This window comes from Rhizobium sullae (genome assembly GCF_900169785.1).
Taxonomy (GTDB): domain Bacteria; phylum Pseudomonadota; class Alphaproteobacteria; order Rhizobiales; family Rhizobiaceae; genus Rhizobium; species Rhizobium sullae.
Window position 1 is genome coordinate 1 of sequence record NZ_FWER01000167.1, and the last position, 822, is coordinate 822.

1 pseudogene is annotated in these 822 nt (G+C 57.2%); it reads left to right on the top strand.

Annotated elements, in window-relative coordinates:
* Positions 1-822: pseudogene (locus tag BN1800_RS41930) on the top strand (translocation/assembly module TamB domain-containing protein); the annotation flags it as partial.

Consider the following 822-nt stretch of genomic DNA (forward strand, 5'->3'; position numbering starts at 1 on the left):
AAAACCTCGATGTGAATGCCAATCTCAACAATGTCCCGGCAAGCATTGCAAACAGCTTCGTGCCCGGACTTGCTGCGGAGGGCACGATCTCAGGAACTGCCAAAGCATCGGGAACGCCTGTTGCGCCGGCAGTCGATTTCGATCTCGACTGGAAGGACGCAGCCACAAGCCATACGAAACAGGCAGGTCTCGCTCCGCTTGGCTTAAGCGCGACGGGTAAATTCGCCGACAACAAACTCGACTTCGATGCGGACCTGACCGGTGCAGCCAACATGGGACTGAGCGCGGACGGGAATATCGTTGTCGCGGGAACGACGGTCCAAAACCTCGATGTGAATGCCAATCTCAACAATGTCCCGGCAAGCATTGCAAACAGCTTCGTGCCCGGACTTGCTGCGCAGGGCACGATCTCAGGAACTGCCAAGGCATCGGGAACGCCTGTTGCGCCAGCAGTCGATTTCGATCTCGACTGGAAGGACGCAGCCACTAGCCATACGAAACAGGCAGGTCTCGCTCCGCTTGGCTTAAGTGCGACGGGTAAATTAGCAGACAACAAACTCGACTTCGATGCGGACCTGACCGGTGCAGCCAACATGGGACTGAGCGCGGACGGGAATATCGTTATCGCGGGAACGACGGTCCAAAACCTCGACGTGAATGCCAATCTCAACAATGTCCCGGCAAACATTGCAAACAGCTTCGTGCCCGGACTTGCTGCGCAGGGCACGATCTCAGGAACTGCCAAGGCATCGGGAACGCCTGTTGCGCCGGCCGTCGATTTCGATCTCGACTGGAAGGACGCAGCCACAAGCCATACGAAAC